Consider the following 23,633-nt stretch of genomic DNA (forward strand, 5'->3'; position numbering starts at 1 on the left):
GGCCAGGTGCGTTGCTAAGACCCCGGCCCGTGAACACGGCCGGGGGTCTTCCGCTGTGCGGAGCCGCCGGCGGTGGTGGCGGTCGGCTCAGTCGGCGGCGAGCAAGTGGGCGGGGGCGATCCGGGACAGCCCCCGGATCGGCACGGTCAGAGCCGCCACCACCAGGGCGGTCGCCGCGAGCGTGGCCAGCAGCGCGGCGCCGGCGACTGTGAACAGGTGCCCGTGCAGCACGCCCCGGCCGATGGCAAGTACCCCGGCCAATCCGGCCACTGCACCGGACAGGCCGCCCAGCAGAGCCAGTCCGATTCCTTCGTAGAGGGTCAGCTTCGCCAGCTCGCGGTTGGTCCAGCCGGTCGCCCGCAGCACCGCGAGATCGGCGGCGCGTTCGCGCTGCGAGATGACCAGGACGTCGATGGCGCCGGCGGCGCCCAGCAGCAAGGACAGGGCGACGCTGAGGTAGTCGGCCTCGCGCGCCTGCGCCACCACGGCGCTGCCGAGCAGTGACCCGGCCACCTCGCCCCGGAAGGCCAGCGTCAGGGCGAGCAGCACCGTGAAGGCGGCCACTCCCAGCGCCAGTCCTGCCGCACCCAGCAGCGTGCGGCCCCGCACCCGCAGCAGGTTGAGCACGGCCAGTCCGGCCACCGAACGCACCGGGCGCGCGCGGCGGGCGGCCGTCACCGGGGGCCGGACGGCATCCATCGGTTCCAGCCGGGTGGCGAGCCAGGCGGGGATCAGTCCCGCCGTCGTGGCCAGGAGGAGCGCTACCGGGAGCACGAGGAGTGACTTGGCGCCGGCTTCGGGCTGGCCCAGCACCCGGCCCAGCACGTACGCGAGCACCGTGCCCGCGGCTCCGGCGGCGAGGCCGATCGCCGCCAGTTCGCCGAGGATCAGGCGGAGCACTTCGCCACGGCTCCAGCCGAGGCAGCGCAGCGTGCCGATCTCGGCGCGACGTGAGCGCACCGAGGCCAGCGCGGCCTGGCCGAGGAAGAGCGCGCACACGACGAGGACCAGTACGAAGAGCACCGCGCTCTTGGTGTCCACCGCCCTGAGAATGCGCAGTGCCACGCCCTTGGCGACCCAGCGCTCCGTCACCTGTGCCGAGGCACTCAGCGTCACCGTCTGCGGCGCGGGTGAGCTGCCGACGGTGACGTCGACCTGGAGCCGGGGGTAGGCGGCCCGGATCGCCCCGGCCACGGCGTTCACCCGCGCCCGGGAGGCGGTGTCGACGCCGGTCACTCCGGCCACCCGGATCCTGATCGCGCTGACCGGCGCCTTGTCCTGAAGGCTCGGGACCCGGCGGCTGTTGGTGAGCGCGGTGATGGACTGCATCGTGGTCAGCATGGTGGGCGGCGGGCTGAGGTAGCCGCCCAGGTTGCGGTCGGGCTGCAGTGGCTTGTCGTGGAGTTTCGCTCGGGTCGCACTGTCCGCGCCGGTGACCTGTGGCGTCTGGTAGGTCTCCAACGGGGCGTCGGACAGGGGTGAGAAGCCGGGCAGTTTGCCGGTGTCGTAGCGCCCGACCAGGTGGACGAAGGGATTGGGCAGGCGTCCGGAGTCCACGCCGTCGCAGGTGCCCAGTCCGATGCAGTTCGTGGCGGCGTGGCTGGTCACTTTCCGGTACTGGGTGCCCTGGTGGTTCTCCTCGGGGACGTTGGGGAACGGCTGCTGGTTCGAGTTGGTGACCCACAGGCTGCGCTTCTGCGGCGGCTGCGGCTGTGCGGCGAGGTCGCCGTCGGAGGTCCGGCGGTAGGTGACTGGGCCGACCGTCCAGTAGCTGCCGGTGTCGAACGAGTCCTCGGTCAGTGCCTTCCGGTAGCCCTTGTTCAGGTCGACTCGGGTCCTGCCCACTGTTGTGCCGTGCAGGCTTCGGACGAAGCTGTTGGCTGTCGGGTTGCCCAGTTTCGAGGGCAGCTCGGCCGGGTCGCCGACGTCGAGCCGCTCGACGGTGGCGTCGAGTGTGCCGGTGGTCAGCGGGTTGTCGCTGAGCAGCGCCGGGATGTAGGAGTCGCGCTGTCCGTGGACGCTCTTGGCGGACGACACCGTCCACGGCTTGTCCTGCTCGGTGAGCATCCGGCCCGAGGCGATGGTGTCGCCCAGGCCCACCAGCCGGTCCTCGGCCACCGGGTCGATGGCGGACAGCAGCACGGGGTAACTGACCGGAACGTCGATGGTGGCCTTGTCCTGGCCGGACTGGCAGTTCATCCGCGAACTCAGGTCCGGGTCGAACGGCGACCTGTCCCTGAGGTCCTCGGCGATGATGTTCGGCTTCAACGGCAGTTCCATGTTGAACTCGGTCTGCTCTGTCTTGTTCCAGTTGAAGTAGAAGCAGACGTCGTACTTCCCCTTGATCCGATACCGCTGGGTGCGCTTGTCGACCTCGCCCGTTTCCAGGGTGTCGGACTCGAAGAGGCCGTCCGACTCCGACGCCGACGTCAGGGGGGAGCGGGTGAGGTAGACGTACTCGTCGGAGGTGCGGTAAGTGCCCAGTCCGGAGGTGAGCGTCGGGCTGATGCGCAGGATCTGCCGGGACGCCTTGCCGTCCAGGAAGCGGGACACGTCCACGGTGACGGTGCTCGCCACCATGAGGTAGCCGATGTTGGCGACCGGCGCGGCCACGTCGACCCCGGCCATGCCGTCGATGCGCCGGTACTGGTCCATGGTGATGCCGCCGAACGTGCCGGACAGGAAGTTCGGCGTGACCAGACCGCTCTGCCGCTCCACGTCCGTCTGCGAGTCGGGCGGGCGTACCAGGACGTCGTACGCGGACCGTGCGTTCTTCCGTACCGTGCCCACGGTGGTCGCCTGGCTGGTGCTCACCGTCGCGGTCAGCAGGGTGAAACTGGTCGCCGCCACCAGGATTCCGGCGGCCAGGGCCAGCGCGCGCCCGCGCCGCCGCCGGAGCTGATCGAGGATCATCGCTATCACGGGCGCAGGCCCCCCAGCCGGTCCAGCACGTCGCCGGACGGTGTGACCCGCAGGTCCGAGGTGATCCTGCCGTCCTGCAGACGCACCACCCGGTCGCCGTTGGCGGCGACTTCCGCGTCGTGGGAAGCGATCAGCATCGTCATCCCGTAGCGCTCACGCAGTGACATCAGCAGGTCGATGATCTCCCGACCGATGACGCTGTCCAGGTTGCCCGTGGGCTCGTCGGCCAATAACAGTCCCGGACGGTTGATCAACGCGCGTGCGACGGCGACGCGTTGCTGCTGGCCGCCCGACAACTGCGAGGGCAGAGCGTCGGCCCGCTGGGCCAGGCCGACAGCTTCGAGCAGCTCCATGCCGCGCGCACGCCGGTCGAAGTCCACTCTGCGCGGCAGGACGGGAGCGAGCACGTTGTCCAGCACGGTCAGCGCGGGCAGCAGGTGGAAGCGCTGGAAGACGAAGCCGATGCGCCGCCGGTGACGGTCCAGGTCCCGGGGCACGAGCTGTGTGCCGTCGATCTCGACGTGCCCCTCGTCGGGCTGGTCCATGCCGCCCGTCACATGCAGGACGGTGGATTTGCCGGCGCCGGACGGCCCGGTCAGCATCACCACCTCGCCGGCCGCGACCTCCAGGTCGACCTCGTCCAGAGCGGTCAGCCCGGGATACCGGCGGCTCACCCCGCGCAACGCCACGCTCACAGCCATTGATGCAGCCTCGCCCTCGTACATCGCGCCACATACATTGCGGCAATTCAGCGGTATGTTGTCACAATGTAGAAGGGACGTATATGCCGCTCCACCACGCCGTGCTCGCGCTGCTGACCCGGCGACCGAATCACGGATACGAACTCAAAGCCCGGTTCGAGGAGGCCGTCGGCCCGCAATGGGGCGGCCTGAACATCGGTCACCTCTACCAGATCCTCGAACGGCTGGTCCGTGACGGCTATGTCTCGCGCTCGCAGGTCACGCAGACCGACCGGCCCGACAAGAACCTCTACACGCTCACCGAGGCAGGCGAGGCCGAGCTGCGCTCATGGGCGACCACCGCCTGGGTGCGCGTCGGCGGCTTCCGCGACGAGCTGTTCCTGAAGCTCCTCGGCGCCGTCGCGCTGGGCCCGCAGGCCCTGACCACGCTGATCGATGCACAGCGGCAGACATACCTGTCGGAGCTCGCGGGCTTGGCACAGCAGCGCCGCGCCCACGCCGACGAGCCGCTGGTCGCCGTCCTGATCGATGCCGCCATTGCGCACACCAAGGCCGACCTCGGACTGCTGGACAGCGCCGCACAGCATCTGGGCCCGCTCGCCACGGCGCAGAGCGCGCAGGCGCCGGAGCGCTCACACGCACAGGCGCAGGGCGACACCGAGGAGGCCGACGGTCGCGGGAGGATAAGAGGAGACCGTACAGAGTCCGCTTAGGGGCAACGCTGTGACTCTGTTGGTTAGCGCCAGGCCGTCGCCTTCGACACTCTGACCCCGGCGCCGACGTGTGCGAACGTCTCGTTCTTTCACGGGTGGGCCCGTGAGCTCTTTCCAACCTGCCTTTGAGGTAGGGCGGTTGAGCTGGCAATGGCGTGAAGCCCCTGCTGGATGGGTTTTCGGCCAAGTGAGCCGTCTCCACCAGAGGCGTCGTCATGTGCTTGTTTACCCGTCGGGGGGGCACAAGGCTCGGTGAGCCGGCCTGCGAAGTGAGTGTCACGCAGGCCGGCTCGGGTTGGCTCGGCGGGTCTCAGATTCCGGGAGGGGTGATCACTGGCATTTGCGGCCGGTGTTGATGCACTGGACCATCTGGTTCATCAGGTTCTCGTCGAAGACGTTGATGAAGTCGCCGTGGTCGGTGATCGGCTTGTGCATCTGCTCCGGGAAGCCGTCCACTGCGTAGAAGGGGCTGGACTTTCCGTTGTCGTTGAGGCTCGGTGCCCTTACGGCGTAGACCAGGCGCTGGACCAGCTGCGGGATGGCCTTGAAGCCGTTCGGGCAGGCACCGGTCTTCGGGTCGGCGAAGGCGACGTGCGAGCGGTGGTTGGCACTGTCGATACTTCGGCCGTCCCAGCAGCTCTGGAACTTCGACGTGCGGACCAGTTTGCTGCCCTGGGGACAGATCGGGTACTTGTCCGTCAGCTGTCGGTTCTCGAAGCCGGTGCAGCTCCATGCCGCGTTGGCGTTGGCGGTGCCGTTGGTGAATGCCTTGGCGTCACCGGTGATGATCCGCAGGAACTTGGGCATCGCCACGACCTTGCCGCGCGGGTTGCCGACGAAGTTCAAGGTGACTTTGGACGCGGTCAAGATCCGGCCGCTGTTGCCCTCGGCGCCGCCGCCGAGCTGCTTGGCGTCGAATTCCTGGGTGCCGTCCTGCAGCCGGAGCACGGGCCAGTAGTACGTGGATTTGTCGCGCTGATTGCGGCAGCTGGTCGCGGCGGCGGCGAACTCCTCGTTGGAGGTGAACGCGTCGTTGTCCTGGTTGCCGACGTAGTCGTGCGTGTGGTGGGCACCGTTGCCGACACCGGGCGCGACGATGATGTTGTCGGAGTTGTACACCTTGTTCGCGTTGACGCCGCACCGGGTCGTGAACACACCCTGCGAAGCACCGCGCCGCCCAGGGGGGTTCTGCACATTGGGCCGGACCTTGGTGATGTCCACGAAGTCCGCCGCCACCGGGCCGTTTGCGCCCTGGCCGCCGTTGCCGTTCTGGCCGGCGCCGTTGCCTTGTTCCTGGCCTTGGCCCTGTTCCTGGCCGCCGGCCGAGCGCAGCGAGCAGGGAGCCAGGGATTCAAGACCCTGGGGCCTGGGAGCGGACCTGCCAATGGCGATCTGGATCCGGTCGATGGTCGCGACCCGCTTGTCCTTCAGCGGCCCCATGATCGCGTTGCCGGCGAAGTTGCTGTCCTGCCGGATGGCTCTGGCCGAAGTCTGCAGTCGCTGGTAGGCCTCGGCCACCTGTTTGTCCAGGAGCGCGAGTTCCCTGTCGACCTGTGCTCTGGCCTGGTCGGGGACCGAGGTCAGCTTCGCCCCGACATCCGGGCAGCTGATCGTGACGGTACCGGCCGCGAGGACCTGGTTCGCCCGGTCCTGGGAAGCGCGCTTCGTGGTGCTGCTGTTTGCGCTCTCGTGGGCGGAGGCGTACACATTCACCGCTATCAGCCCTCCCGCTCCCAGAGCGAGACCTGCCGCGGCGGCGATGGCCCGATGTGTTGTCTTGGACCGCTTGCGGGTGTTGCGTCGCATGGGACTCCTCTGGCGTTCTCGAGTCAGGTAGTGCTTGGTGATCTCTCGGTCGATCGCGACTCGGTGACCAGAGTTACGGATGTGATCGGCGGGAAAGCGGGTCTCTGACCTCATGTCATGCCTCCGTAAGAACTCGGTGGACTGATCGAACGGGGAGACATACGAGAGAATTGCGCGGCACCGGAATCACTGATTCCTCATGCAGTCGTGAGGGGTGGGCGGTGCCAGTTCGTACCATCGGCCGTCGCGTTGGAGGACACAGAGGACGTTGACGCGGCGGCGGGCAAGGGCGAGGACGGCCTGGGTGTGGCGCCTGCCCTCGGCGCGTTTGCGGTCGTAGAACCGGCGCGATTCGTCGCAGCGCCGGATGTTGAACGCCGAGGTGTGTAGGACGCGTTGCAGGCGGCGTTTGTATAGCTGCGGGCGCCGCAGGTTGCCTGATCTTCCCTGAGCCCCGGGGCGCCAGGGCGCCGGGGCGACACCGCCGAAGCCGGCAAGATGGTCGGCAGTGCCGCAAACCTTGTCGCCGCCCGTGGCGGCGAGGAACTCGGCGCCGGGAATGATGCCAAGACCGGGCATGCTGGTGATCACGTCGAAGGTGTGGCGGTCGCGAAACGGGGCCTCGATGGCCTTGTCGAGCTCGGCGACGTGCTCGTTGAGCGCCGGCACCTCCTTCGCCAGCGTGCGCACCAGCACAGCGGCCAGCTTCTCGCCGGGGGCCTGTCCGTGAACAACTGTCAGAGTTGATCAGACGAACTGCTGGATGCCGCTGCGGATGTGCTGCCGGGGTTCAGCTGACCGGCAGGGCTCGTGCACCGGGTGGTCTGCTCCGCATCCGAGTCTGCTGGACTACCGGCCGCGTTCTGCGGGGCATCGACGGCCGGCCGGTCTGCATCCGCGTGCGCGAGTGCAGCGGTCAGGCGCTGAGGGCCTCTTCGACGGTCGGATGGCAAGGGATCAAGGTCTCGACGCCGACCAGCGCCAGAACACGCAGGACGGACTCCTGGGCGCCGGCGATGCGCAGCCATCCGTGCGGTCCGTCCACCTGCTGGTAGACGGCGACGAAGACGTTGATGCCGCTGGAGTCCATGAAGGTCACACCGCTGAGATCCGCCACGATCCGCAGCGGCGCAACCGTGCCGTCCTCGTTCAACAGGGCTCTGGTGAGGGTGTCTTTGACGGTGTGGTCGATCTCGCCCTGCACGGTGACGACACGGACGCCGTCGACCGCTTTGCGCTCGACGGAGAGCCGGTCTGGCCGGTCTGTCTTCTGGTTGCCGGTCACCGTCTCCTCGACTGCGCTCAGGCCTGCCCGGGAAAGGGCGTGCACGGACGATCCTGCCCCACTGCCTGGATCCCACGCACGCAGGTGACCATGACGAACCGAACCGAACGCATGCCTCTGCCATGGATGACGGGATAGGGGGTAGGAGCACGCTCGTGAACAGGGAATGAGGGCGACGCCAGTGGCATCCCATGACGACGGTGACGGCTGTCCGGTGCTGGATGAGTACCTGATCCGCGCCGGCTGCGCCTTTGGTGGGGAGGACGGCTGCATCGCCGAGGCCCGCCAGCATGCCCTCGCCTTCCTTGACCAGGCCGAAGCCGATTATCCCCTGTCGGTACCCGCCCGCACGAGAGATGCGACCCAGCTCGTGGTCAGTGAGCTGGTCACCAACGCCTGCAAGTACGTCCCCGGCCCGGTCCTGATGGAACTGCGCATCAGCACCCATGTTGTGGACGTCGTCGTGTGGGACAGCGACCCCACCATGCCCGCGCCCAGGGCCGCTGATCCCGACAGGATCGGCCAGCACGGCCTGGAAATCGTCAAGGCTGTCACCGAGGACCTGTTCATCGAGCAGGAGCCGGTCGGCAAGCGCATCACGGCCCGCCTCGCCCTGCCAGGCACCCCCAGCAGGGCCACCGCCGCCCGCAGCCCGAGGTAACGGCTGGCTGGGAAGCCGCCCATAGCGCAGGCGGGCGCGCACCGCCCGTGACGGCAGGCGGGCGAACCGGAACAACGCACCAAGGAGACGAACGCGTTGACTTCCTCCCCCGCCTAAAGGCGGGGGATTCCAGCGGTCGCCCGCTGGGGTTCCTGCTTCACCGACGACCGCCCCGTCCGGGAGGACTCCCGTTGAGGTCTTACACCATCTCCACAGGCAGACGCCGCCAGCCCGGCGGCCAAAATGTTGCGTGCCGCATTCACGTCGCGGTCATGCACCGCACCGCAGACGCACGTCCACACGCGGACGTTCAGCGGCAGTTTCCCGCGGACTGTCCCGCAGTTCCCGCACAGCTTGCTGCTGGGAAAGAAGCGGTCGATCACGACCAGCTCGCGCCCGTACCAGGCGCACTTGTACTCCAGCATGGAGCGCAGGTCTGTCCACGCCGCATCGCTGATGGCGCGTGCGAGCGTGCCGTTCTTCAGCAGGTTGCGGACGCTCAGGTCTTCGATCACGACCGTTTGGTTCTCGCGGACGAGTCGAGCCGACAGCTTATGCAGAACGTCACGGCGCCGGTCGGCAATCCGCGCATGCACACGGGCCACCTTACGGCGGGCCTTCTCCCGGTTCGCCGAACCCTTCGCCTTGCGCGACAACTCCCGCTGCGCCTTCGCCAGGCGGGCCCGGTCACGCCGTTCGTGCCGGGGGTTGGCGACCTTCTCGCCGGTGGAGAGTGTCACCAGGGAGGTGATCCCGGCGTCCAGGCCCACCGCGTTCGTGGTGGCCGGGGCCGGGGCGATGGTGTCCTGGCACAGCAGGGACACGAACCAGCGACCAGCCGCGTCTCGGGACACCGTCACCGTGCTCGGCTGCGCACCCTCGGGCAGCGGACGCGACCAACGGATGTCCAGAGGGCCGGCCATCTTGGCCAACGTCAGCTGTCCGTCGCGCCAGGTGAAGGCACTGCGGGTGTACTCGGCCGACGCGCGGGACTTCTTGCGGGACTTGTAGCGCGGGTACTTCGCACGCTGGGCGAAGAAGTTCCCGAACGCCGTCTGCAGATGGCGCAGCGCCTGCTGCAGCGGGACCGAGGACACCTCCGCCAGAAAAGCGAGTTCCTCGGTCTTCTTCCACTGCGTCAGCGCGGCGGAGGACTGCACGTAGGAGATGCGGCGCTGCTCGCCGTGCCAGGCCCGGGTGCGTTCCTCCAAGGCCTTGTTGTAGACGAGGCGGACACAGCCGAACGTGCGCGACAACTCAGCCGCTTGGACGCCGGTGGGGTAAAAGCGGTACTTGAACGCCCGCTTGACCTGCTCCGCCATACCTTACAGCGTATCAATTTCCGTGTGGGCAAAGGGAGTCGGCCGGTGGACGGCGCACGCCGGTCCGCCTGGGCGGCGAACCGGCTTCCCCTGCCCTGCTCCGCAGGAGCTTCGTTTCCTCCCCGGCCTGAAGGCCGGGGTATCCACGAAGGACAGATGAGTGCTCCCTCTGGCGGTGGCCCGCTGGCCTGGTGGCGGATTCGAGCTCGGACATTACCGAGCGCTCGGGTCGCGGCCTTCTGGTGGGTGCCCGATGACAAGCGTTGAGCAAGTCGCCACGGTGGCGACGTTCGGTTCGGTTTGGGTGGTGCTCGCGGTTGGTCACAACCTCGCGGACCACGTGATCGGGCAGACCGACCACCAGGCCGAGGGCAAGGCGGCGCCGTCGGCCGTGCACACCAGGATCCCGTCCGGTCGGACGCCGGCCTCGCTGGCCGACGCGGTTTTTGGCCCCTTTCCGGCCTAGGGATTCGAGGGCAGCCAAGCAGGGGGAGGGCGACCCTCACAGCGTAGGAGCCGACCACGAACTGGCCCGGCTTGGCATTGGCGCCGCAGGGGCTTCCGGTCAGGGGCTCAGCCGACGGCGGGCATATGGGGCCGGGCGGTGGTGTCCTGGACGAGGACTAGGGCGGTCACGAGCGCGGCCAGGAGGGCCAGGGCGACGAGAGAGGGGACGAAGGTGACGGCGGGTCCTGCGATGAGGCAGACGGCTCCGCCGGTGAGGAGGAGTGGGGAGCGGTGGTTCGTGGTGCGGAAGAGCAGGGCTGCCGAGGCGAGGAGGAACACACCGGCGCCGCCGGGCAGGGCCCAGGCAACGACACCGTGGAGGGGTTCGGTTAGGTCGTAGTGGCCGGTGTCGGCGATCTGCGTGAGGGCCTTCTTCATGCCGAGGGCGGTGATGACGATTCCGGCAACGAGTGGAAGGTGGAGGAAGGTGTACGCGTCACGGGCCAGCCGGGTGCGGTCGTCGCCGGTCAGGGTGGTCAGCCGATGCTCGACCGTCTCGGCGAGTTGACGGAAGTACAGGCGCCACAGTCCTGCGGAAACGAGCAGCCCCAGGGCGGCACCGGCCACGACGGGGGTGCTCAGCGCGAAGCCGGAGACGCCGACGCCGATGGCGACGATCGACTCGCCGAGGGCGATGATGACGATCAGGCCGTGGCGTTCGGCGAAATGGCCGGGGGAGGCGACCCGCCAGCCCGATTTTCCGGTGAGGAAGATGCCCAGGTAGTCGATGACCACGGCGGCGAGCCAGATCAGGATCTGGGTGGTGCCGGTGAATGCCGCACCGATGAGGAGCAGGACGAATGGCGGGGCCACTGAGAGCAGGGCGGTGCGGCGCAGGACGCGGTGCAGTGCCTGATCGATGGGGTCGGACAGCCAGTACGTGACCAGGTGAAGGACGCGGACGGCGCCGTAGCACAGGACGAAGACCAGGGGGGCGGGCAGTCCGCCGGGCGCATCGTCGTAGATCTCTGGCACGGTCAGCGACACGATCAGGACGACGGCCATGACGGACACCAGCACGGTGAACATCGCGCCGGAGTCGGCCCGTACGACGTTCCCCAGCCAGGCGAAACAGCACCAGCACCACCACAGCAGCGCCAGCGCGACCATCCCGCCGAGCAGCCGCAACCACCTCGGGTCGGCGGCCATCAGTGCTGTGACCTGAGTGATCGCATACACGAACACCAAGTCGAAGAAGAGCTCGGCCGGTGTCACTCGGTGGCCGCCCTCGGTCGCGACCAGCCGCGACCTCTCGCCATTTGCTACCACAACTTCCCCCTCCGGGGCGCCCCACCGCCCATCGGCGGAACGATAACCCACTGGCTGTGGCCAAAGATTGATGTTGCTGGGTATGGGAGTTCGCTTCCCGCGGACACAACGGAAGAGGGAAGTGATCCTCCGTTTTCGGGCGGCCGAGCCCGCCCGAGAAGACCTTGGAGACACGTGGGTGCGGAGCAACCTGCTCATCCGGCTGGCGGCTGTGGGTCGGGTGGGGGAGGCGCGTGTGCTGGGGGAGGAGACGTTGGAGCGTCGGCTGGGGGTCTCAGGGTGATCCTCACCCTGAGACCCCCAGCCGCTTTCCGAACGTGATCGTTTAGTTCGGGTGGGTGGGCATGAACTCTCCTTGGTGGCGGGAGAGATGGGCGTGGTTCGTCCGCTCGTCTGGCTCGTGGAGGTTGCTGGTGGCGTCGGTGCTCGGTCTGCTGGAGGCCAGGGAGAAGCGGGTCCGGGAAGAGATTGCGGGGCTACCCGTGAACCCCATCGCGCTGTTCTAGTACTCCAGTGCGGCTTGGTGATCGGGTGTTTGGATGCCTCGGCGGGTCGATGTTGTTGCCCGAGGGTTGAGGTCGATCTGACGGCTGACCATCTGCTGTCAGCGAATCCGCCTGGCTAGGCGGTGATCCCGGTGCTTGTGTGTCGGTATGGAGATCTTGGTTCTGGGCGGAACGGCATGGGTGGCTCGGGAGTTGTCGCGGCAGGCGATCGAACGCGGCCATCGGGTGACCTGCCTCGCGCGTGGCGAGAGCGGAGAAGTCGCGGACGGAGCGACACTGGTCGCCGCCGACCGGCGCGACCCGTCGGCGTATGAGCTCTTGCTTGACCGCGTATGGGACGCGGTCGTCGAGGTGTCATGGCAGCCGGGTTTCGTTCGTGGAGCGCTCGACGTGCTGGGCGGCAAGGCCGGGCACTGGGTGTATGTCTCGTCCGGCAATGCCTACGCCTCCCACGCCACGCTGGGGGTGGACGAGTCCGCGGCCCTGCTCGCCCCGACCGACCGGAGCGAGGTCGACCGCGAGTTGTACGGCGAGGCGAAGGTTGCCTGCGAGCAGGCGTCGACAGCAGCTGTGGGCGACCGCCTCCTCATCGCACGGGCCGGGCTCATCGGCGGGCCGGGCGATCACAGCGGGCGCTCCGGCTACTGGGTCGCCCGCGCCGCACGCGATCCGCGAGGGCCGATGCTGGTCCCCGACACACCAGCCATGCCCACCCAGGTGGTCGACGTGCGGGACCTCACCTCCTGGCTGCTCGACTCCGCGGAGACGGGAACTACCGGCACGTACAACGCTGTCGGCCCGGTCGTTCCGTTCGAAGAGTGGATCGAGTTGTCCCGCGCCGTCGGCGGGCACACAGGTCCGGTGGTCACCGCCGAATCGGCGTGGCTGCTCGACAACGGCGTGGCCCAGTACATGGGGTCCGAATCATTGGCGATGTGGCTGGTTGAGCCGGGCTGGGAAGGGTGGTCGGCCCGGGACGGGTCCTCGGCGCGCGCCGCAGGGCTGCGTCACCGGCCTCTGGCGGAGATGCTGGCCGACACGCTGCGCTGGGAACGCGAGCAGGGGCTGGACCGGGAAAGGCGCGCAGGCCTCAGCGCGCAGCGCGAGCGCGAGTTGCTTGACGTCCTCGGCTGACTGCGCTGGTCCGGTCGCGCACACCCGAGCGCCTGTACAGGCGCCTTCCGTTGTGACTTCCGGATCTGGTGGTGGGCCCGGCCGGGAACCGGTACCGCCACCGCGTGATCATCGGGGGGTGTGTGGACTTCTGAAGATCGTGCGGTGGCCACAGGCCATAGCGTGGGCCCTGCCCGCTGGCGGCAGATGTTCGACCAGGTTATGGCCCGAATCGCGGGCCGGTTCGGGCGAGTTGAGCCCCGGGCCGCGGCCCGCTCCTACCTGCTCGGGCTGCTGTCGAACGTCGAACGGAAGAACTGCTGGCAGCTGGCCGACCAGGCGGGTCACACCCGGCCCGGGCCGATGCAGCGTTTGCTGCGCCACGCCCGCTGGGACGCACGCGCCTACGTCGCCGACCACCTCGGCGGCGAGGACGGTGTCTTGATCGTGGACGAGACTGGCTTCCTCAAGAAGGGCCAGTCCTCGGCAGGGGTGCAGAGGCAGTACACCGGCACCGCGGGACGCATCGAGAACGCCCAGGTGGGCGTTGACTCGATATAGCAGCGGTCTCGGGCAGAGCCGACTGGAATGTCCGCGTTACGCGCCAGCTCGAAGGTGCCAAGAGCTGATCCAGCTGCGGCTTGTCAGGCAGTTGAGGGTGTGGGGCGGAAGGTGCGGCGGTATGCCTGGGGTGTGACCCCGATGGCGGCATGAAGATGCTGGCGCAGGGATACACCGGTGCCGAATCCAGCGCGGGCGGCGACCAGGTCGACGGGCCAGTCAGTGGTCTCCAGCAAGTGCCGGGCCAGGTCGACGCGCTGGCGGATGAGCCACTGGCCGGGGCTGCTGCCGACCTCGTCGCGGAAGCGGCGGGTGAAAGTACGCACGCTGATGTTGGCGTGGGCGGCCATGTCAGCCAAGGTGACGGGTTCAGAGAGGCGTTCCATGACCCACGCCTGTGTGGGGGCGGTGCCGGGGGCAGTGGGGTCGGGGACGGGCCGCCGGATGTACTGGGCCTGGCCGCCGTCGCGCCAGGGCGGTACGACGCAGGAGCGGGCGACCTCGTTGGCGATGTCGCTGCCGTGGTCGCGGCGGACGATGTGCAGGCACAGGTCGATGCCGGCGGCTACCCCGGCCGAGGTGAGGATTTCGCCGTCGTCGATGAAGAGGACGTCGGGGTCGATGCGCACGGTGGTGAACATACGTTGCAGGCGGTCGGCTTCGCGCCAGTGTGTGGTGGCGGGGCGGCCGTCGAGCAGTCCCGCGGCGGCCAGCACATAGGTGCCGGTGCAGATCGCCACGATCCGGGTTCCTGGGCGGATGGCAGCCAGAGCCTCGCGCAGGGCGTCGGGCAGGCGGCCCTCCTCGCGAATGGGGCCCAGCGCGTGGGAGGGCGAAATGACGACGGTGTCGACGGTGGCCAGCAGGGAGGCGTCGTGAGAGACGGTGAGCTGGTAGTCCGCCTCGGCGCGGACGGGCCGGCCGTCCATGCTGCACGTGCTCACGGAATAGAGCCGGTTGCCCATGCCGTCGCGGGCGGCGCCGAAGATCCGCGCGGGGATACCGAGCTCGAAGGGGACCACGCCATCCAGGGCCAGAACGCCAACGCGGTGCATGACCCGATCCTTTCATTCCTTGACCATCGGGCCACTACTGGGGGGCTGTCCGCCCAGACAGTCTTGGGAGGTGCCCAAGAGAAACGGCACAAAATACAAGAAATCTCCTGCTGAAAAGAGCACGCATCATGGACCAGGCCACGACCCCCGCGACCATGCGCGCGATCTCCCAGGACGCCGCCGGAGCTCCGGACGTCCTCAAGGTCGTCCAGACGCAGCGTCCGGTCCCGGGCCGGGGCGAGATCCTGGTCCGGGTGCACGCGGCGGGCGTGAACCCAGCCGACTGGAAGACCCGCGAGCGGGGCGTGTTCGCCAATGGTGCCAGGCCGCCGTTCACGCTCGGCTTCGACGTCGCCGGTGGGGTCGAGGCGGTCGGTGACGGGGTGACTCTCTTCCAGGCGGGCGACGAGGTGTTCGGGATGCCGCGCTTCCCGCACCCGGCGGGTGCCTATGCCGAGTATGTCGCCGCCCCGGCCCGGCACTTCGCCCCGCGCCCCAAGGGCCTGGACCACATCCAGGCCGGTGCCCTGCCGCTGGCCTCGCTGACCGCCTGGCAGGCCCTGGTGGACACCGCGAACGTTCAGCCCGGCCAGCGCGTCCTGATCCACGCGGCCGCCGGAGGCGTCGGCCACCTGGCCGTGCAGATTGCCAAGGCCCGCGGCGCGTACGTCATCGGCACGGCCAGCGCCGCCAAGCACGAGCTTCTGCGCTCGCTGGGCGCCGACGAGCTGATCGACTACCGTACCCAGGACTTCAGCGGGACCCTCCGTGACGTGGATGTCGTCCTGGACGCCCTCGGCGGCCTCAACTGGGCCCGGTCTCTGCAAACGCTGCGGCCGGGCGGCACGCTGATCTCGATTCTGCCGCTGGACGATACCTTCCCCGCCAAGGATGCCGAAGCGGCCGGAGTGCGGGCGGTGTTCATGCTCGTCGAGCCCGACCATGCGGGATTGCGCGAGATCACTTCCCTGGTCGAGGACGGCCGCCTGCGCGTGATCGCCGACGAGGTCTTCCCCCTCGAAGAAGCCGCCCGGGCCCATGCGCTGGGTGAGACCGGCCGCACCACCGGCAAGATCGTCCTCTCCATCACCCCCTGATCCACCCCGCTGCTTCTGCCCTGCGCCAGCCATGCCGCAGGCTCCCCGGCCTCTGTCAGGCAGGACCCATCCGCACAACGCACCACGCACCACACAGAACGGAACCATCATGAGCACCATCACCACCCCGGCCAGCACCCGTTCCGTTGTCGACGCGTTCTTCGCCCGCTTCGGCGAAGCCGACATGCCCGCCCTGCTGGACCTGTTCGCCGACGGCGTCGCCTTCCACGTCGGCGGCACCCCCAACGTCTCCTGGGCCGGCAACCGCACGAGCAAGGACGACATCGCCGCGTTTCGGTCAGCGGGCGGTATCGTAGCGGCGGGTCGGCGCCATGGCGGAACTCCGAGAAGGAGAGAGGGGGGTGGTGGTGTTCTCCGCCGTTGTTGACGTCGACGAGCAGGCGACCGGGCCTTTCGTCCTGATCGCCGATGTGGCCGTGCGGGACACCGGCGCCGGGGCCCCACCGGGCGCGGCATCTCAGCGGCTCCATGAACACCACCCGAGCCCCGGCTCCCCCTCGCCTCTACTGTGTGGGCGGACTTGGCCCGTACTCCGCTCGGGACTGACGCTGGCATGATCGGAACGGTCTTCCGGAGCAGCGACGTGCCCAAGGAGCACCGGTTCGAGTACTGGGGCGAGTTGATGCACCGGGCCATCGCGCCCAGCCATATGAGCAGCTCGTTCGCCGATGACTTCTGGGCGCAACAGCGGCTGCTGGAGCTGGGGCCGGTGCTGGTGTGGCCGACGGCGTACCTGCCGACGGGGTTTCGGCGTACCGAGAAGCTGGTGCGGCAGTCGGATCCGGAGATGTACCACCTGTCGCTGGTGCTCGGCGGCGGGCTGGGGTTCGAGCATGTGGGGCGGGCCGAGGCGTACGGGCCGAGGGATTTGTGGGTGAGCGACACGTCGCGGCCCTACGAAGTGCACGTGCCGGCCGGCCTGGGCCGTCAGGTGCTCACCGGGGTGGGCGTGGACTTCCCCAAGGCGCTGTTGCCGCTGGTGCCCTCCCGTGTCCAACAGCTGCTGGGGCGGCGGCTGTCGGGGCGGGAGGGAGTGGGCGCCCTGCTGACGGGATTCCTGACCGGCCTGGAGCAGCAGGCCGACGTCCTTACGCCGTCCGACGCGCCCCGCCTCGGCACTGCCCTGGTCGACCTGTTGTCCGCCTGGTTCGCGCAGATGCTGGAGGCGGAGGACGCGCTGCCGCCGGAGACCCGCCAGCGGGCGCTGACGACACGCATCCGGGCCTTCATCCGCCAGAACCTGCACGCCCCCGAGCTGACACCGGCCGTGATAGCGGACGCGCACCACATCTCACTGAGCTACCTGCACCGGATCTTCAAAGAGGACACCCCCGGTGAGACGGTCGCGGCCTGGATCCGCGACCAGCGCCTCGAAGGCGCCCGCCGCGACCTTACCGACCCCAACCTCGACTCCACGCCCGTCCACACCATCGCCACCCGCTGGGGCCTGGTCCGCGCCCCCGACTTCACGCGAGCGTTCCGCAGCACATACGGGCTGTCGCCCACGGAGTACCGCGCCCGGGAACTGGCAAGGGCCGCGCAGGGTCCGCAGTAGACGCAGCGGCAACTCACCTGTGCACGCAGGGACAACGACAGCCCAAGAACCCGCCACTCATACTGGCTGCGCCATCTCACTTAATGCAAGGCAAGAGGAATTGAGAATGAGAAAGCGCTCCACACTGACCTTTGCCGGCTGTCTGGCGATGGGTATCCTGGCGGCCACCGGAACAGCGCACGCGAACGGCGTTGCGCAATGCTTCACTACAGGTGCCGCCGGCAGCATGGGCTACGACTACCAAGGCGGTGTTACCGCCCCCATCGATGTGGAGCTTGGTGTCTCCGACACGAGCGCGGACAGTCATCATGTGGCCGTCCGGCTCATAACCAGAGACACTAACGGGGACCGCCACAACTGGTCCTGGCATCACTGGTACTCCGGAAAAGACACCGGTAACACCTGGAATACAACGGCGCAAGACACCGATAAGGGCATACGAGACCTGGGAGTTCAGGCCGCCGTTTTCGAAGGAGACCACCTCCTGAATTCGTGCACTGAGTGGGACTGATGTCGGCGTAGCATAGGGGAGTCACGATCTGGTGCCCCTCCGCGGGGCGCGGCGTTCGCAGTGCGGGCTGACCGAGTCGGCGACGGTGGCGATGCCGCACCGGCATCTGATCAGGACCCTTGCTGCGACAAGTCCCCGGCCGCACGTCTCGCGTGCAGGGACGATCGTTCGGCTGAAGCCTGGCATTGCCTTTCGCCGCGTAGGCGACCGCCCTTCACTCCCACACAGCGCAGACGTGGCCCCGAAGTGACCCCTTCGGGGCCGCGGTGCGTGCCACCGTACTGAGCTACACGATGCACGTCCCACACGCATGGTCGCCTTGCCCGGCCTCACCTGAGATGTAGTGCCTGGAACCGTCCCCGGGAAGACCGGGTCAGTGCGGCAGACCGGGCCCTACGCTGGACTATTCAGCACGGCTCGGGGCGCGGGGGCGTAATGGGTGCGGGTACGGGGGCGTCTGACGGAATGTCGGATCGGCGATGGTTCATCAGTCACGCCGGTGCGGGCCGGGCGTGGGCGGAGTGGGTGGGCTGGCAGCTCCTGGACGCCGGGCATGAGATCGAGCTGGATTACTGGGACTGGGGTGCGGGCGACAATTTCGTGCTGAAGATGAATGCGGCCCTGGAGCGGTGCCGGTTGTTGGCGTTGTTCTCCCCGGCGTATTTCGAGCCGGAGCGGTTCACCACCCCGGAGTGGCCGCCATGATCGCTCGGCGGGAGAAGATCACGCCGGTCCGTATCGTGCGGACCACCGTGCCAGCCATCCTGAGCTTCCTCCTGGCTCCGGAGGTGTTCGGGCTGGATGACCACGCCGCTCGTGGGGCGTTGTTGCGGGCGGTCGAGGGTCCGTCCCGGCCCGTGACGGCGCCGTCGCGGCCGCCGGGGATGCTGGCGCGGGTGGGTGGCGGTAGTGGTCCGCGGCTGCCGGGGAGTGGAATGTGCCGGACCGCAACGCGGCCTTCACCGGCCGCGACGGCCTGCTGGTGAAGATCCGCGAAGCGCTCGCGTCCGGTCAGCGGGTGGCGGTCCAGGCCCTCGACGGCCGGGGCGGGGTCGGCAAGACCCGGCTGGCGATCGAGTACACACACCGGTTCGCGGGCGGGCACGAACTGGTGTGGTGGGTGGCATCGGAAGACCCCGCCCTCATTCCCGACCAATTCGCCGCCCTCGCCCTCCACACCGGTGCCGCGCCTGCGGGGACCCCTTCCGCCGACGCGGTCTCCGCGCTGCTCGCCGAACTGCGGACACGCTCGCGCTGGCTGCTGGTGTTCGACAACGCCGAAGACCACGACCGCCGGGCCCCGTTCCTGCCCGGCGGCCCCGGGCATGTGCTGATCACCTCCCGCAACCCGCTCTGGAACAGCTACGCCGTCAAGCTCGACGTCGACACCCTCTCCCGCACCGAATCGCTGGCGTTGCTGCGTGCCCGGGGCGCGCTACTGGCCGACGCGGACGCCGACGACATCGCCGCCACCCTGGACGATCTTCCACTGGCGCTCGCGCAGGCGACCGCCCTGCTGACGGTCCACGGCTTGTCGGCCGCGGACCTGAGAGCAGAGCTGGCCCGCAGCACGGCCGAAGTGCTGGATGCGGACCCGCCGGACGGCTACCCCGTCTACGGGCTCCCACCGGATTCGGGTGTTTGACCCGGCGTCGGAATGACTGTCCGCCTACAAGAACGGCACCGGCTGACACGGGCTTCGAAGCATTCCTGGTGGCCACCGTCGCAACGGCGGCCACCAGGTAGGTCAGCCTGCCTCAGACCGGAACTCCCCATCGTTGCCGTTCCGCGTCGGCAAGACGTGCCGAGCGGATCCGGGGGGGGGCGAAGGCGGCCACGGCGACCGCGCCGACCACCCAGGTGCCGGCGATGAAGTGGAAGACGCTCTGGTAGCCGTGGCCGTTGGAGAGCGCCGCGACGATCAGCGGACCGGCCGCGTTCGACAGCCGGCCGAGGCCGTAGGAGGCGCTCGTTCCCAGAGAGCGGCTGCGTGTGTCGAAGAGCTCGGGGGAGTAGGCGTAGGCGAGGGCCGTGTAGCCGCGCTCGAAGAGGTTCACCAGGAAGCCGAAGACGATGATGAAGACAGGGCCGAAGGTGAGCCCGTAGAACAGGCCGCACAGCGCGATGACCGTGCCGAAGGCGACCAGGCACCATTTGCGTTCGAACCGGTCGGTGACGAGGGACGCCAGATAGCAGCCGAGCGGTGCCCCGGCGCCGACGTTCCCGTACGCCACCTGCCGCTGGCCGACGCGGTCGACGCCATACGGACGGGCTCAGTGGCCGCTTTGCTCGTTGCGGGCGGTGTAGCGCTACCGGCTCTGTCTGAGCTCGACGACCGTTTCGCTCTGCGGTTTCTGCCGTTGGCCGGCCTGCTGTTCCGGCCCGGCGGCCAGGGCGGTCGGGCCGGCCCGGGCCTGGAAGAGGTGTCCCTGCCGCAGGGCGCGTACCGGGCGGCGTCGCCACCATCGGCGTGTCCAACCTGCTGGTGTGCCGCTCCGACCTCCCCCGCAGCATGGCCGAAGCGCTCACCCGCCTGCTGGTCCTGCACGCGACCGCACTCGTTCCCCCCAACGCCGTCGGCGCCCAGTTCCTCGACGTCGGGCGTCTCATCGGCACGGGGGACATCGTCCTGCACCCTGGGGCGGTCGCGTCGTACCGCTCACTGCACGGTTGAGCCCTCACAGGGCGTCTATACCGGTCACGCCCCAACTACGACTCTTGCCTGCCCTGACAACTGCCGGGCTCAACGGCGGACGCCGGCCACGAGACAGCACTCGGCACGACAGCAACTACCCTGGCCCCGGCGGCATAGCCCGTGTCCAAGATTCTGGAGCGAGGCCCCCGAGAGCCATCACCGGTCCAGTACAGACACGCCGCCAGCAGCCGCAGATACATGTCACAGCGGGGCAACAGACTCGCCGGAGCAGGCTGAAATGAATATATGGGGGCACTCGGCCTTCTGCGACATCGATGGATGCCGCTCCAAGAGGAAAGAGAAACTCGTGTACATAGGCCTGGGTACCGTCGTCATTATCATCGTCATCATCGCTGTCGTCATGATTCTGCGCCGTCGCTGACCATCCCTCGTGAGGCCGGGCGATCAGCCACGACCACGGCCCGCCCCGGATTCCCTTGCCAGGCTCCTCACGGACGTACGGCTTTTGACCGCGTCGTAGAGGCCGCGTTGGACGGGCTTTCGCGTCGAAGGCGGCCGCCTCCGACGGGCTTTCGCGTCGAAGGCGGCCGCCTCCTCGCGCCGGCACTCGACCGTTCATGGATGCCATGATCTGCAGTGCGCTGCCGGCGGTGTCCTCCTGGAGAGGGTGTGCCCACGCGGCCTTGTCGCCGACGTCCAGCACGCGGGCCCGGCGGGGGTCCTGGGTAGTGACGCCGACGGGCAGGCGTCCGTATGGCAGTGAGCCTGGACGCAGCCGACGGCGAACGTGACGGCGTGGGCCGCGGAAGCGTAGTCGGCGCCCTGGATCAGGCGTTTGCCGAGGTCCGTCTCAGTGACGATCTCGCCGCTGGCACCGATCCCGCTCCGGTCCCACAGGCCCGCGCCGACCAAGGCGTTGTGCACGGTCATCAAACCTTCCGTGATCGGTATGCCGACGTGGCCGGCGAACTCGAGCGGTGTGGTGCCCGTGCCGTCCTCCGCGCCGTCGGCGAAGCTGCAGTCGGGTGCGGGCCCTCCTCGATCATCGCCGTGCACACGGCGAGGTGCTGGCGCCGTGAACCGGGGGACAGCTTGAAACCGGCCGCCACGGCGCCGGACAGCTCCCGCATGCGTGCGATGAAACGGACCAGTTCACGAGGCGTGGAAAACGCCCGGTGGCAGGGCGGTGAGACCACCGTCCGTCCCTCGGGGACGTCTCGCACCCGGGCGATCTCCACGTTCACCGTGGCCCCGGCAGCACACCCCCGATACCGGGCTTGGCGCGCCCTGCGACAACTTCTCAGACGCTCGCCTGACGCTCTCGCCCGGCGCCTTTTCGGTCGAACTACCCGGCATCGAAGTCCCCGTCCCTGGTCCGGCAGCCGACGCAGCCGGTACCGATCTCCCGGACCAGGTCACCACCCGGACGCAGGTGGTACTCCGCCAATCCGCCCTCGCCGGTGTCGGGCGCGAAACCGCCTGCCGCTGATCCGTACATGTGGCGGGTGCTCGGCCACCGGGCGGGGCCCCATTGAGGGGACCAGGTACTCGTAACCTGCCTGGTAGACGTCACGCTCGGTCACGAACGGCTCCTCCGCGGCGGTGCCCTTGGCCGGCTCGTAGACGATGCTGCGGATATCCCGGTCGAAGGGCCGTCCGTCGAAGTTCCCCTCGGTGGAGTACTGCCGCATCACGCCGATGAACCCGGAGGCACCGCTGCCATCCACCACCAGGACGGCGTCCACGACCACCGCGACGATCCAGTTCTCAGCACGGTCCGCGAGTGGCCCGCCGGGCGCGTTTCATGCGGACCAGGGCCGGGCCGGAAAACACCCGCATGTTATACGGCAAGGTGGGTAACGCTGATTTTCTGAAGGTGAGTAAAAAGTGAATCGACGCGACTGTGTTGATTCTTGTACTTCTTGTCGCCTGATATTTACTCATACTCGAAATCAGAAATTGTGTGGGACGGGAAACGGTGGGCACTCGCCCTGTCGAGGGCCGCCCACCGAAATTTCGGACGGGAGGCTTCCTCGGTATTCACGTGCTACAAGGGGAGGTTTGTATGACGGACAACATGTGGGGTTACCCGGCCGAGTCGGGCCACCAGACGGGGACGGACCTGACCGGATTCAAGGTCGAGGCGAGTGACGGCTCGATCGGCAAGGTCGACAAGCACTCGGAGGACGTCGGGGCCGCGTACATCGTCGTCGACACCGGAGTGTGGATCTTCGGCAAGACGGTTCTTCTCCCTGCCGGTGTCATCTCGTCCATCGACGTCGCGGGGCAGACGGTCCATGTAGGCCGGACCAAGGACGAGATCAAGAACTCCCCCGAGTTCGACAAGGACAAGCACGTCGGCGACCCCGGCTACCACGAGCAGGTCGGCGGATATTACGGAGACCACCGAGCCTGACCGTCACTCCGTGGCACACAGGGGCGGGCACCGGCGTTCTGTCGGCGTCCGCCCTTCGCTGTGCCCGGTCTTCCCCCGGCACTGGATCTGCTTGATCCGGAGGAAGCGAGAAGACCGCCGACGGCGATGAAGGACTACTCGGACGAGTTCAAGGCCGATGCCGTGGCCCTGTACGAGTCCATACCCGGGGCGACCTACAAGAGCATCACCGCTGACCTGGGCATCAACCGGGCGACCTTGCGTAGGTGGTGCTGCGGGACCGCGAACGCCGTGGCGTCAGTGCCGCGGCTGCGAAGCCGGCCGCCCGGCCTCGGGAGGCGACACCGTCCGGTGATCCGGTTGAGGGTGAGAACCGCGTCATCAGCCGCAAACGGCGGTGATCAGTCCTTGGATGGTGATCTTCCTGGGCTGGGCGGCTCGTACACTGCTGACGGAAAGGTCAGTAGCAGGTACGTTTACACCCAGTCGACCGAGGGATCCTCGTACGGCATCGAGTGGAACACGCATCAGAGCGGGATGAGCCGTCCAGGTCCGACCACTCACATCCCCGGTCTCTACCTCGCCGGGGCGAGCTGCCGGCCCGGACCCGCGACCGAGGGCGTGCTGCTGTCCGGCATCGCGACGGCGGGCCAGATCCTGGGCCGCGACCTGCTCTCGGAGTTCCGGGCGGGCAGACCGCTGGTGCCCGCGGGTGCGATCCCCGCAGTTCCTGCGGGGTGGGCCCCACTCGAGGCGTCGAAGCCGCGCCCGCCGCGTGAGACCGAGGTCGTCGGCACTGCCGACTGACTGACGCCTCGTCACGTTGAGCTCGCGTCGTGTCGCTGACCGGCGCCGACCTGCACCGAATGAGCGCCTTCATGGCAGCCGACCTCAGCCTCACGGTCGCTCATCACACAGACAACCCAGCACCGCCACCACGAAAAGGATCACCTCATGAAGCAACTCGTGGCGCACGG

20 protein-coding genes and 5 pseudogenes are annotated in these 23,633 nt (G+C 68.3%); 15 read left to right on the plus strand and 10 right to left on the minus strand.

Annotated features, from left to right (window positions below; translation table 11 throughout):
* Window positions 1-87 precede the first annotated feature (87 nt).
* Both OG381_RS46730 and OG381_RS46735 read right to left on the minus strand, forming a co-directional pair.
* A complete protein-coding gene (locus OG381_RS46730; protein ID WP_327722073.1) occupies window positions 88-2,913 on the minus strand; it encodes an FtsX-like permease family protein in 2,826 nt (941 codons plus the stop codon).
* Window positions 2,914-2,918: 5 nt separating this feature from the next.
* Window positions 2,919-3,623, minus strand: a complete 705-nt coding sequence (locus OG381_RS46735; protein ID WP_327722074.1) for an ABC transporter ATP-binding protein — start codon at window positions 3,621-3,623, stop codon at window positions 2,919-2,921.
* Window positions 3,624-3,706: 83 nt separating this feature from the next.
* Here OG381_RS46735 and OG381_RS46740 point away from each other — a divergent pair, with 83 nt between their 5' ends.
* Window positions 3,707-4,336, plus strand: coding sequence for a PadR family transcriptional regulator (locus OG381_RS46740; protein WP_327722075.1), 630 nt, complete (start codon window positions 3,707-3,709; stop codon window positions 4,334-4,336).
* Window positions 4,337-4,666: 330 nt separating this feature from the next.
* Here OG381_RS46740 and OG381_RS46745 read toward each other — a convergent pair whose 3' ends face one another.
* The 3 genes and pseudogenes from OG381_RS46745 to OG381_RS46755 all read right to left on the minus strand — a co-directional run bounded on the left by OG381_RS46745 (window position 4,667) and on the right by OG381_RS46755 (window position 7,427).
* Window positions 4,667-6,142 (minus strand): DUF1996 domain-containing protein, encoded by a 1,476-nt coding sequence (locus OG381_RS46745; RefSeq protein WP_327722076.1) that lies wholly within the window; start codon window positions 6,140-6,142, stop codon window positions 4,667-4,669.
* A 186-nt stretch (window positions 6,143-6,328) separates the two neighbouring features.
* A pseudogene (locus OG381_RS46750) lies at window positions 6,329-6,871 on the minus strand (transposase); the annotation flags it as partial.
* 187 nt (window positions 6,872-7,058) lie between these two features.
* Complete coding sequence (locus OG381_RS46755; RefSeq protein WP_327722745.1) at window positions 7,059-7,427, minus strand: STAS domain-containing protein; 369 nt, start codon at window positions 7,425-7,427, stop codon at window positions 7,059-7,061.
* A gap of 181 nt (window positions 7,428-7,608) precedes the next feature.
* On the opposite strand from OG381_RS46755, the gene OG381_RS46760 reads away from it, so the two are divergent.
* The gene (locus OG381_RS46760; protein ID WP_327722078.1) at window positions 7,609-8,088 is read left to right on the plus strand and encodes an ATP-binding protein; all 480 of its coding nucleotides are present in this window, start codon (window positions 7,609-7,611) and stop codon (window positions 8,086-8,088) included.
* A 113-nt stretch (window positions 8,089-8,201) separates the two neighbouring features.
* Here the strand turns inward: OG381_RS46760 and OG381_RS46765 are convergent, their stop codons facing one another.
* Complete coding sequence (locus OG381_RS46765; RefSeq protein WP_327722079.1) at window positions 8,202-9,410, minus strand: RNA-guided endonuclease InsQ/TnpB family protein; 1,209 nt, start codon at window positions 9,408-9,410, stop codon at window positions 8,202-8,204.
* Window positions 9,411-9,663: 253 nt separating this feature from the next.
* On the opposite strand from OG381_RS46765, the gene OG381_RS46770 reads away from it, so the two are divergent.
* Window positions 9,664-9,876 carry a hypothetical protein gene (locus OG381_RS46770; protein ID WP_327722080.1) on the plus strand — a complete coding sequence of 71 codons (213 nt, stop codon included), beginning with the start codon at window positions 9,664-9,666 and terminating at the stop codon, window positions 9,874-9,876.
* Between the two features lie 107 nt (window positions 9,877-9,983).
* Here OG381_RS46770 and OG381_RS46775 read toward each other — a convergent pair whose 3' ends face one another.
* Window positions 9,984-11,132: a low temperature requirement protein A gene (locus OG381_RS46775; RefSeq protein ID WP_327722081.1), complete on the minus strand. Its 1,149-nt coding sequence runs from the start codon at window positions 11,130-11,132 to the stop codon at window positions 9,984-9,986.
* Window positions 11,133-11,839: 707 nt separating this feature from the next.
* On the opposite strand from OG381_RS46775, the gene OG381_RS46780 reads away from it, so the two are divergent.
* Entirely contained in the window at window positions 11,840-12,826 is a 987-nt protein-coding gene (locus OG381_RS46780) for an NAD-dependent epimerase/dehydratase family protein (protein ID WP_327722082.1), read from the plus strand.
* A gap of 201 nt (window positions 12,827-13,027) precedes the next feature.
* A pseudogene (locus OG381_RS46785) lies at window positions 13,028-13,354 on the plus strand (transposase); the annotation flags it as partial.
* Between the two features lie 95 nt (window positions 13,355-13,449).
* Here OG381_RS46785 and OG381_RS46790 read toward each other — a convergent pair.
* Window positions 13,450-14,421, minus strand: coding sequence for a GlxA family transcriptional regulator (locus OG381_RS46790; RefSeq protein WP_327722083.1), 972 nt, complete (start codon window positions 14,419-14,421; stop codon window positions 13,450-13,452).
* Between the two features lie 128 nt (window positions 14,422-14,549).
* Between OG381_RS46790 and OG381_RS46795 the strand changes: the two genes are divergently transcribed.
* From OG381_RS46795 to OG381_RS46820, 6 genes are all read left to right on the plus strand, one after another.
* Complete coding sequence (locus tag OG381_RS46795) at window positions 14,550-15,518, plus strand: NADP-dependent oxidoreductase (protein ID WP_327722084.1); 969 nt, start codon at window positions 14,550-14,552, stop codon at window positions 15,516-15,518.
* Window positions 15,519-15,627: 109 nt separating this feature from the next.
* Window positions 15,628-15,906, plus strand: a complete 279-nt coding sequence (locus tag OG381_RS46800; protein WP_327722085.1) for a nuclear transport factor 2 family protein — start codon at window positions 15,628-15,630, stop codon at window positions 15,904-15,906.
* Window positions 15,907-16,092: 186 nt separating this feature from the next.
* Complete coding sequence (locus tag OG381_RS46805; RefSeq protein ID WP_327722086.1) at window positions 16,093-17,094, plus strand: helix-turn-helix domain-containing protein; 1,002 nt, start codon at window positions 16,093-16,095, stop codon at window positions 17,092-17,094.
* Window positions 17,095-17,200: 106 nt separating this feature from the next.
* Window positions 17,201-17,605, plus strand: a complete 405-nt coding sequence (locus tag OG381_RS46810) for a hypothetical protein (protein ID WP_327722087.1) — start codon at window positions 17,201-17,203, stop codon at window positions 17,603-17,605.
* Between the two features lie 465 nt (window positions 17,606-18,070).
* The gene (locus OG381_RS46815; protein ID WP_327722088.1) at window positions 18,071-18,310 is read left to right on the plus strand and encodes a toll/interleukin-1 receptor domain-containing protein; all 240 of its coding nucleotides are present in this window, start codon (window positions 18,071-18,073) and stop codon (window positions 18,308-18,310) included.
* A 232-nt stretch (window positions 18,311-18,542) separates the two neighbouring features.
* Window positions 18,543-19,250 (plus strand): hypothetical protein, encoded by a 708-nt coding sequence (locus OG381_RS46820; RefSeq protein WP_327722089.1) that lies wholly within the window; start codon window positions 18,543-18,545, stop codon window positions 19,248-19,250.
* Window positions 19,251-19,362: 112 nt separating this feature from the next.
* Here OG381_RS46820 and OG381_RS46825 read toward each other — a convergent pair.
* Window positions 19,363-19,815: pseudogene (locus tag OG381_RS46825) on the minus strand (MFS transporter); the annotation flags it as partial.
* Window positions 19,816-20,075: 260 nt separating this feature from the next.
* Here OG381_RS46825 and OG381_RS46830 point away from each other — a divergent pair.
* Window positions 20,076-20,279 (plus strand): hypothetical protein, encoded by a 204-nt coding sequence (locus tag OG381_RS46830; protein ID WP_327722090.1) that lies wholly within the window; start codon window positions 20,076-20,078, stop codon window positions 20,277-20,279.
* Window positions 20,280-20,859: 580 nt separating this feature from the next.
* Here OG381_RS46830 and OG381_RS46835 read toward each other — a convergent pair.
* Window positions 20,860-21,952, minus strand: a pseudogene (locus OG381_RS46835) (glutamate synthase-related protein); the annotation flags it as partial.
* 374 nt (window positions 21,953-22,326) lie between these two features.
* Between OG381_RS46835 and OG381_RS46840 the strand changes: the two are divergent.
* From OG381_RS46840 to OG381_RS46850, 3 genes and pseudogenes are all read left to right on the plus strand, one after another.
* Window positions 22,327-22,677, plus strand: coding sequence for a PRC-barrel domain containing protein (locus tag OG381_RS46840; RefSeq protein WP_327722091.1), 351 nt, complete (start codon window positions 22,327-22,329; stop codon window positions 22,675-22,677).
* Window positions 22,678-22,803: 126 nt separating this feature from the next.
* Window positions 22,804-22,926 (plus strand): annotated as a pseudogene (locus OG381_RS46845) (transposase); the annotation flags it as partial.
* A 267-nt stretch (window positions 22,927-23,193) separates the two neighbouring features.
* The gene (locus tag OG381_RS46850) at window positions 23,194-23,463 is read left to right on the plus strand and encodes a hypothetical protein (RefSeq protein WP_327722778.1); all 270 of its coding nucleotides are present in this window, start codon (window positions 23,194-23,196) and stop codon (window positions 23,461-23,463) included.
* Window positions 23,464-23,633: the final 170 nt, after the last annotated feature.

The sequence above is a fragment of the Streptomyces sp. NBC_00490 genome (assembly GCF_036013645.1).
GTDB lineage: Bacteria > Actinomycetota > Actinomycetes > Streptomycetales > Streptomycetaceae > Streptomyces > Streptomyces canus_F.

What these genes read in the sequence shown, in the direction of transcription:
- OG381_RS46730 (WP_327722073.1), bottom strand. Translation starts at nt 2,913, where the DNA reads ATGATCCTCGATCAGCTCCGGCGGCGGCGCGGGCGCGCGCTGGCCCTG.
- OG381_RS46735 (WP_327722074.1), bottom strand. Translation starts at nt 3,623, where the DNA reads ATGGCTGTGAGCGTGGCGTTGCGCGGGGTGAGCCGCCGGTATCCCGGG.
- OG381_RS46740 (WP_327722075.1), top strand. Translation starts at nt 3,707, where the DNA reads ATGCCGCTCCACCACGCCGTGCTCGCGCTGCTGACCCGGCGACCGAAT.
- OG381_RS46745 (WP_327722076.1), bottom strand. Translation starts at nt 6,142, where the DNA reads ATGCGACGCAACACCCGCAAGCGGTCCAAGACAACACATCGGGCCATC.
- OG381_RS46765 (WP_327722079.1), bottom strand. Translation starts at nt 9,410, where the DNA reads ATGGCGGAGCAGGTCAAGCGGGCGTTCAAGTACCGCTTTTACCCCACC.
- OG381_RS46770 (WP_327722080.1), top strand. Translation starts at nt 9,664, where the DNA reads ATGACAAGCGTTGAGCAAGTCGCCACGGTGGCGACGTTCGGTTCGGTT.
- OG381_RS46780 (WP_327722082.1), top strand. Translation starts at nt 11,840, where the DNA reads ATGGAGATCTTGGTTCTGGGCGGAACGGCATGGGTGGCTCGGGAGTTG.
- OG381_RS46790 (WP_327722083.1), bottom strand. Translation starts at nt 14,421, where the DNA reads ATGCACCGCGTTGGCGTTCTGGCCCTGGATGGCGTGGTCCCCTTCGAG.
- OG381_RS46795 (WP_327722084.1), top strand. Translation starts at nt 14,550, where the DNA reads ATGGACCAGGCCACGACCCCCGCGACCATGCGCGCGATCTCCCAGGAC.
- OG381_RS46800 (WP_327722085.1), top strand. Translation starts at nt 15,628, where the DNA reads ATGAGCACCATCACCACCCCGGCCAGCACCCGTTCCGTTGTCGACGCG.
- OG381_RS46805 (WP_327722086.1), top strand. Translation starts at nt 16,093, where the DNA reads ATGATCGGAACGGTCTTCCGGAGCAGCGACGTGCCCAAGGAGCACCGG.
- OG381_RS46810 (WP_327722087.1), top strand. Translation starts at nt 17,201, where the DNA reads ATGAGAAAGCGCTCCACACTGACCTTTGCCGGCTGTCTGGCGATGGGT.
- OG381_RS46815 (WP_327722088.1), top strand. Translation starts at nt 18,071, where the DNA reads ATGTCGGATCGGCGATGGTTCATCAGTCACGCCGGTGCGGGCCGGGCG.
- OG381_RS46840 (WP_327722091.1), top strand. Translation starts at nt 22,327, where the DNA reads ATGACGGACAACATGTGGGGTTACCCGGCCGAGTCGGGCCACCAGACG.
- OG381_RS46850 (WP_327722778.1), top strand. Translation starts at nt 23,194, where the DNA reads ATGAGCCGTCCAGGTCCGACCACTCACATCCCCGGTCTCTACCTCGCC.